This is a genomic window from uncultured Marinobacter sp., assembly GCF_963974375.1.
In the GTDB taxonomy this organism is placed as follows: domain Bacteria; phylum Pseudomonadota; class Gammaproteobacteria; order Pseudomonadales; family Oleiphilaceae; genus Marinobacter.
Genome location: NZ_CAXBDN010000216.1, coordinates 1 through 7,715, shown reverse-complemented (window position 1 = coordinate 7,715; position 7,715 = coordinate 1). Strand labels below are relative to the sequence as shown.

Genomic DNA, 7,715 nt, shown 5'->3' with positions numbered 1-7,715 from the left:
CTGCCTGGGTAAAACTATGGCCATTGGCGACACCGAGAACCGCTGCATGCAGTCTGTGCCATTGCCGGTAACGACCGGCAGACACACCGATGTGCTGACGGAACAGCTGGATGACCCGGGGTACCGACAGGCTGATCGTCGCTGCGATGTTTTCTGTAGTAATGCTGGCGGTCCGTGATTGACGGATCAGGTCAATGGCCCGGATCAGCCTGGGGTCTGATCCGTGGGTTGCAGGGCGAGTCATTTCAGTCAGGCCAATGCTGCCCAGGCTCTCCAGTGCCTGGTCCGGTGATCCTCCGTATTCGGCGATGTTCTCCAGCACTCTGACGATATGCCCACTGTGATGGAAACCATGGAAAATACCGTGATGTTCCAGGGTTGCAGAGGTTTTCATTGCTTCGAAATCCTGTTGCATGGGGTCCAGAAAAACCACGGCGAGCGGACTGCCACCGGTATCGATATAGACCGGCAGGCCGGGGTGGATGAGGCAGGCCCGGGTTGTTACCGGATCGTCTGCGTGGGTCTGGCGGTGAATGTTCATTGGTTGTCCAAGGCTGGCAACCAGCGCAGAACTGCCATAACACCGGTAACGGGGAGCGAAGGCTGGACCGCTGTAAAGCACCCGGTTTTCCCAGAGGTACACCCTTGGTGTCAGACCTTTGTTGTTTTCCATGGGAGTCCCTCCCTGATGCCCGCGCACGGGCGTGATCCATTACTGCCTGGGTCTGGAGGGATTGTCCGGGATGTCGGGTGATTTGCGCGTGATCAAGTGCTCAGTTGGCGCGGAATTATCATTCCGCACAAATCACTGCCAATGACCGGGGCGTATCCTGACGCCTCCAGTAACAGTGGTATGGATCGATGCCTGAGGGCATTACGGAGGCAGTGCAGGGAGTGACGCGCTGCTTGTCCAGGGAGATATGACGGAATGTACGATGGAGAGTTGCAATGAATAACAGACAAAAACAGCCGCCCAACAGGAAGTGGCTATCGGCATACAAACAGTATCTGTCAGGGCTGGCACTGGCTGTTACGGTGGTAACGGCTCAGGGTGAGGTGCTGTTCTCCGAGAACTTTGACAGCGGCCTTGGCCAGTTCCAGTCTCAGGGCAGGGTATACAGCAGTAGTGGCAGTGTCAGTCTGCGTGGTGGTGGCTCGGCCGCTACCCAGATCAGCTCCGGTGCTATCAGCGTCAATGGCGCTCAGCAGCTCACCCTCAGCTACTATCGCGATATCCGCGGATTTGATAATGGCGAAGCGCTGACTGCAGCGGTATCGGCTGACGGCCAGAATTTCGTACCGCTAGAGGCCGTTCGCACCGGGTCAGGGAATATCACCCTGAACCTTGATGAGGCAATGGCAAGTCAGAGCCGGATTTACCTCCGTTTCGGGATCGATGCCAACAGCTTTTTTGAATCCGTCCGCCTCGGAAGCATTCTGCTTGAAGGCTCCCGCGGCACCGGCGGTGGCAATCCGGATCCGGAAGAGCCGGATACGCCTCCCGGGGGGGACAATGAGCCGATGCCGGCGGCCGGAGATTTCGTCACCTTTGAGTCCGGCCACGTCCGCCCGATGGCACTGTCGTCAGACGGTAATCGTCTGTACGTGGTGAACACCCCGGACAACACGGTTCAGGTATTCGATGTATCGGGCACTACGCCGGCAGTCGTCGAAACCATACCGGTCGGTTTGGAGCCGGTGGCTGTTGCCCTGAAGGACGACGGTGAGCTCTGGGTGGTCAACCATCTCTCTGACAGCGTCAGTATTGTCGATGTATCCTCCTCACCGGCACGACTGAAAAACACGCTGCTTGTGGGCGACGAACCCAGGGATATCGTTTTTGCCGGTGATAACGACCAGTGGGCCTTTATCACTGCGGCTCATCGCGGCCAGAATGTGCCCTTTGACCCCCAGCTGACCACGCCGGGCGTAGGTCGGGCGGATGTCTGGGTATTCGAGACCGGCAATCCCGGTTTTCAGCTGGGCGGCGATCCCGTGACCATCCTCAACATGTTCGGGGATACCCTCAGGGGCCTGGCCCGCACCCCTGACGGATCCAGGGTTTACACTGCCGTCTTCAACTCCGGAAACCGGACTACGGTACTTGACGAAGTCAGCTCCGGAACCGGTCTTGACAAGCCCGGTCCGGTCCGGTCAGCGGACGGCACCCGCCAGCCGAATACCGGACTGGTTGTTCAGTTCGATGGCGAGAACTGGCTGGACAGTGGTGATCCTGCCACCGGCAGAGACCCGCGCAGCTGGAACAATCTGGTGAAGCTTGAGCTGCCGGATTACGACGTGTTTGAAATTGATGCCACCGGCGCCGTACCCCGTGTTGTTTCACGCACTTCCGGCGTTGGCACCACGCTCTTCAACCTTGCCGTGAACCCGCGCAATGGCAAGGTCTACGTGTCCAATCAGGAGGCCAATAACGTGGTCCGTTTTGAAGGACCGGGCAACAACTCCACCACCCTGAATGGCAATTTCATCCAGAGCCGGATTACCGTAGTTGACGGCAACCAGGCGCAGCCTCGCCATCTCAACAAGCATATCGACTACCGTCGCGACCTGGGAACCAACAGCGAACGCGAGCGTGCCCTGGCCACACCACTGGAAATGGCGGTGAGTTCCGACGGCGCCACTCTGTACATGGCAGCCATGGGCTCCGGAAAGCTGGCCCGCTTTGACACGGCGTCTCTGGAAAACGATTCGTTCCAGCCGTCGGAGGAAGATCAGCTCACGCTGAGCGGTGGCGGAGCGACCGGCGTTGTGCTGGATGAAGGACGCAACCGGGCCTTTGTGACCACCCGCTTCAACAATGGCGTGTCGGTGGTTGCTCTCGGCAACACCATGAGGGAAGTGGTCAATGTGTCGATGCATAATCCCGAGCCGGAACATGTGGTAGATGGACGCCGGTTTATGTATGACGCGGCTTACACTTCCAGTCGTGGCGATGCGTCCTGCGCCGGCTGCCATATCTTTGGCGATATGGACCACCTGACCTGGGATCTTGGTAATCCGGACGGCACCACCATCGAGAACTCCAATGAGTATAACGAGAACGTGCCGGCTGCTGGCCGGGTGCTGACCTTCCATGCCATGAAAGGTCCCATGAACACGCAGAGCCTGCGGGGCATGAAGGGCAACGGTCCGCTGCACTGGCGGGGTGACAGAAGAGGGCTGGACCGCCGCGCCGGAGAAACCCTTGAAGAAGCTGCGTTCAAGGAGTTTAACGGGGCCTTTGTTGACCTGTTGCGTCGTGACTCGGAACTGACATCGGCGGAAATGCAGTCGTTCACCGACTTCGCCATGGAGCTGACCTATCCGCCGAACCCGGTGGCGCCCCTGGATAACCGGCTGCCGGCGCCACTGCTGGAAGCACTGGAAGTCTACAATACGGTTACCTCTGACTTCGTGACCACCTGTAACGGCTGTCACGTGCTGGATCCGGAACGCAATATGTTCGGTACTGATGGCACCATGTCGGTAGAAGGCGGCGACGTGGCGGAGGACATGAAAATTCCGCACCTGCGCAACATGTACCAGAAGGTTGGCATGTTTGCCAAGAACGGCGATGAGCGGCCGGAAATGGGGCCTCAGATCCGTGGCTTCGGTTTCGACAATCAGGGCGCGTCCGGCTCGGTTGATAATTTCCTGAGCGCGCCGGTCTTCATTTTCCTTGGTCAGCGTCGTCGTCTGCTGGTGGAACAGCTGAGCCTGGCCTTCCCCTCGGAAATGAACCCGGTGGTCGGTCAGCAGGTCACCGTCAACCCTGACAACCGCAATCGCGCGGACATTCAGTCCCGCCTCGATCTGCTGGTCGAACGGGCTCTGGTGACATCGCCGCGGGCGGAGTGTGATCTGGTGGCAACCGCGGTATTCAGTGGACAGCCCAGGCGCTGGGTGCTGAATGCCAATCAGAAGTTCGTCCCGGGTGACCGGGCAACACCTTCCCTGACCAGGGCTGAGTTGTTGCAGCAGGCGGCCGATGGGGATGATCCCGTTACCTTTACCTGCACACCTCCCGGCAGTGGTGTCCGTATGGTCACCTCACGCTGAAGCCGGATGTCCTGGTATGCCGACAGACACTGTCGGCATACCCTGTGAGCAATCGAAAGCCCCGGCCTGTGCCGGGGTTTTTTATGATCAGGTTCAGTGTGACACCGGCAAAGATTGTTCCCCCAGAGTGCACCAGGCACGGTTGATATCTGCGATAACCTGCTCGACGTTGTCGGTTTTCCGGGAGAAGATAAGTGTCAGTGGCCAGTCCAGCAGAAAACAGCAGACGCAACAGGATCAGGGGGGCAACGTGCTGAACATTCGGTTCGTCATGGCTATTATCTTTTTTATTCACCCATTCTGTCCGTAGAATGGAATCAAATACGACACTTTGTAAATCCTCAAATTGTTATCTTTCTTATCAGGCTGCCATTCCATGACTGACAATAAAGCGATTAGACGTGAAGATTTCAAGGCTTTTCAGACCATTACCACCCGTTGGGCAGACAACGATATCTATGGGCATGTCAACAACGTGACCTATTACGCCTGGTTTGACTCCAGTGTGAACCGATACCTGATAGAAGAGGGCGGACTGGATATTCACCACGGCCATGAGATTGCCTATGTGGTGAACTCCTCCTGTGACTATTTCAGTCCGCTGGCCTATCCGGATATGGTCGAAGCGGCGCTGCGGGTAGAGCGGCTGGGTAACAGTTCGGTGGTCTACAACATTGGCATTTTCCGCCAGGGAGAGGCCGAAGCCTGTGCTCTGGGGCGGTTTGTGCACGTGTTTGTGGATCGGGAAACAGACCGGCCGGTGGCTATCCCTGCGGGTATCCGCAGTGCTCTTGAGCAGTTGCAGGTAGCCACTGACTGACAGCCTGTGGTTGGCGGGCGAGTCCCACCCGCTGACTTCCGCAGAATCTGTTAATGCCCCATGGCGCTGGAGGTTGAGCGCCTGGGATCGGCGGCGCCGTAAAGCACGCCGTCGGGGCCGATCATGATGCTCTGGGCGGCACCCATGGCATTGGTGAGCCTCACCTCATGACCACGACTTTCCAGCAGATCAACGGTATCCGGGCTGATGCCGTGCTCCATGAAAAGGGCATCCGGCAGCCACTGGTGGTGAATTCGCGGTGCTTCTACGGCTGACTGGATATTCATGCCGTGGTCAATCACGTTCATGATCACCTGCAGGGTCGTGGTGATAATGCGGGAACCACCTGGGGTACCGGTGACCAGCAGGTTGCGGCCGTCACGGCGGACAATTGCGGGTGACATGGAGCTGAGCATGCGCTTGCCGGGCTCTACCTTGTTAGCTTCTCCGCCGATCAGTCCGAACGCATTGGGAAAGCCCGGTTTGGCGCTGAAGTCATCCATCTCATTGTTCAGCAAAATGCCGGTTCCAGGCACCGTAATACCTGAGCCATAGCTGAAGTTCAGCGTGTAAGTGTTTGATACTGCATTGCCCCAGCGATCAACCACCGAATAATGGGTGGTTTCGTTGCTTTCCCAGCGCCAGGGGTTGCCGGGGCCGACCTCGGTGGAGGGAGTGGCCTGCATGGGGTTCAGGCGTTGACGAAGTTTATCCGCGTAGGGTTTGCTGGTGAGCCCGGTCAGCGGAACGCCCACGTAATCCGGGTCACCCAGGAACTTCGAGCGATCGGCGTAGGCCAGGCGCATGGCCTCGGTCATCAGGTGCAGGGTTTGTGCGGAGTTATGGCCGTAATCCCGGATGGGGAAAGGCTCCAGCAGATTGAGAATCTGGATGATGTGGATACCACCGGAACTGGGCGGCGCCATCGAATAGATATCGTAATCGCGATACCGGCCGTTCACCGGTTCGCGGACCACCGGACGATAGGCCTGCAGATCCTCCAGCGTGATCAGGCCACCATGGCGGGCCATTTCCCTGGCAATCCGTCTCGCGGTTTCACCACTGTAAAACTCCGCTGCGCCGTGTCGGGCGATGCGGGTCAGGGTGGCGGCCAGATCCGGTTGGCGGAATAACTCACCGGCTTGCCAGGCTTCGCCGTTGGCTTTGTAGTACACCCGGGCGGTCTCAGGCCAGCGCTTGAGTCGGTCCCTGGCCTGGGTCAGGCCTTCACTGAAGCGGTAGGGAACCACAAATCCTGCTTCGGCCAGTCGGATAGCCGGAGCCAGGGCCTCCGCCAGCGACAGCGTGCCGTGCTGCTCTAGGGCCAGCGCGAATCCGGCAACGGTGCCCGGCACGCCGGAGGCCAGGTGACTGAAGCGGCTGCGCTCCGCCACAACGTTGCCTTCGTTATCCTGGAACATGGTCCGGGTAGCTCCGGCCGGAGCGGTTTCCCGGTAATCGATAGACGTCACCGGACTGCCGTCACCGGGGGCCAGCAGCATGAAACCTCCGCCACCGATATTGCCGGACCTGGGTTGCACCACCGCCAGTACAAAACCGGCAACCACCGCAGCATCAACGGCATTGCCGCCCTGTTTCAGGGTGTTCAGTGCCGCTTCGGTGGCCAGCGGATGACTGCTGGTGACCATGCCCTGGGTGCTGCGTAGTGGATGATGTCGCTCGCCCTCCAGAATGGCCAGGCTTTCCGCCTGTGCTGCCGCAACGTACAGCAGCAGGAGCAGGGCGGTCAGGGTGTGGCGAAATTGTGGGATCGGGCAGGGAATACGCATGTCCTGGTCCTGTAGTCTGATAGGCCCCTGCCGCAGCGAGGGGATTGAATGGGCTGGTGAGGGTTTGCTGTCACCCCCTTCGTTTCCGGTTCCGAATTGGGCTATCATAGCCGGTCATTTTTCCTGCGGGTCACGACTGCCCGTACCCCGTTCTCAGAAGGACAGGTTCCATGGAACACACATACCGTCTGGTGATTTCCTGCCCGGACCGGGTGGGTATTGTTGCGAAAGTCAGTAATTTTCTGTCCACCTATAATGGCTGGATAACCGAGGCAAGTCACCACTCCGACAATCAGGCGGGATGGTTTTTCATGCGCCATGAAATCAAGGCCAGTTCCATTCCGTTTGGTCTTGACCAGTTTCGCGCCGCGTTTGAGCCCATTGCCCGGGAATTTGACATGCGCTGGCACATAGCTGATTCAGCCGCCCCCAAGAAGGTGGTGCTGATGTGCAGCAAGGAATCCCACTGTGTGGCGGATCTGCTGCATCGCTGGCACAGCAAGGAGCTGAACGTCGACATTGCTGCAGTGATCTCCAATCATGAGGACCTGCGCCGGATGGTGGAGTGGCATGACATTCCCTACCATTGCGTTCCGGTGAACCGGGAAAACAAGGCCGAAGCTTTCGCTGAGATTGATGCCCTGTTCGTGACCTACCAGACTGAAATCATCGTGCTGGCCCGTTACATGCAAATTCTGCCAGCGGAACTGTGTGACAAATACCCGGGAAAAGTCATCAATATCCATCACAGCTTCCTGCCGTCCTTCGCTGGTGCCCGGCCATACCATCAGGCCTACAGTCGAGGCGTCAAACTGATCGGCGCTACCTGCCACTACGTGACCCAGGATCTCGATGAGGGACCGATTATTGAACAGGATGTGATACGTATCAGTCACAGCGATTCCATTGAGGATATGGTACGGCTCGGCAAGGATGTCGAGAAAAACGTGCTGGCCCGGGGTCTGAGGGCTCATGTTGAGGACCGGGTGATCACCCACGAAAACAAGACGGTGGTTTTTGACTGAGTGGCCTGCCCGTTTGTGGTA

At 58.3% G+C, this 7,715-nt stretch carries 5 protein-coding genes; 3 read left to right on the top strand and 2 right to left on the bottom strand.

The features are described 5' to 3' along the window. The coding region (locus tag AAC035_RS16065) for an AraC family transcriptional regulator (RefSeq protein WP_339805918.1) at positions 1 to 673 on the bottom strand (673 nt) is incomplete at its 3' end. Positions 674 to 948: 275 nt separating this feature from the next. Between AAC035_RS16065 and AAC035_RS16060 the strand changes: the two genes are divergently transcribed. Both AAC035_RS16060 and AAC035_RS16055 read left to right on the top strand, forming a co-directional pair. Continuing rightward, entirely contained in the window at positions 949 to 4,059 is a 3,111-nt protein-coding gene (locus tag AAC035_RS16060; protein ID WP_339805916.1) for a hypothetical protein, read from the top strand. A gap of 376 nt (positions 4,060 to 4,435) precedes the next feature. Further along, positions 4,436 to 4,879 (top strand): thioesterase family protein, encoded by a 444-nt coding sequence (locus tag AAC035_RS16055; protein ID WP_339805914.1) that lies wholly within the window; start codon positions 4,436 to 4,438, stop codon positions 4,877 to 4,879. 50 nt (positions 4,880 to 4,929) lie between these two features. Here the strand turns inward: AAC035_RS16055 and ggt are convergent, their stop codons facing one another. Continuing rightward, positions 4,930 to 6,669, bottom strand: a complete 1,740-nt coding sequence (gene ggt / locus AAC035_RS16050) for a gamma-glutamyltransferase (protein WP_339805912.1) — start codon at positions 6,667 to 6,669, stop codon at positions 4,930 to 4,932. A 170-nt stretch (positions 6,670 to 6,839) separates the two neighbouring features. Here ggt and purU point away from each other — a divergent pair, with 170 nt between their 5' ends. Next, positions 6,840 to 7,694: a formyltetrahydrofolate deformylase gene (gene purU / locus AAC035_RS16045; protein ID WP_339805910.1), complete on the top strand. Its 855-nt coding sequence runs from the start codon at positions 6,840 to 6,842 to the stop codon at positions 7,692 to 7,694. Positions 7,695 to 7,715 lie beyond the last annotated feature (21 nt).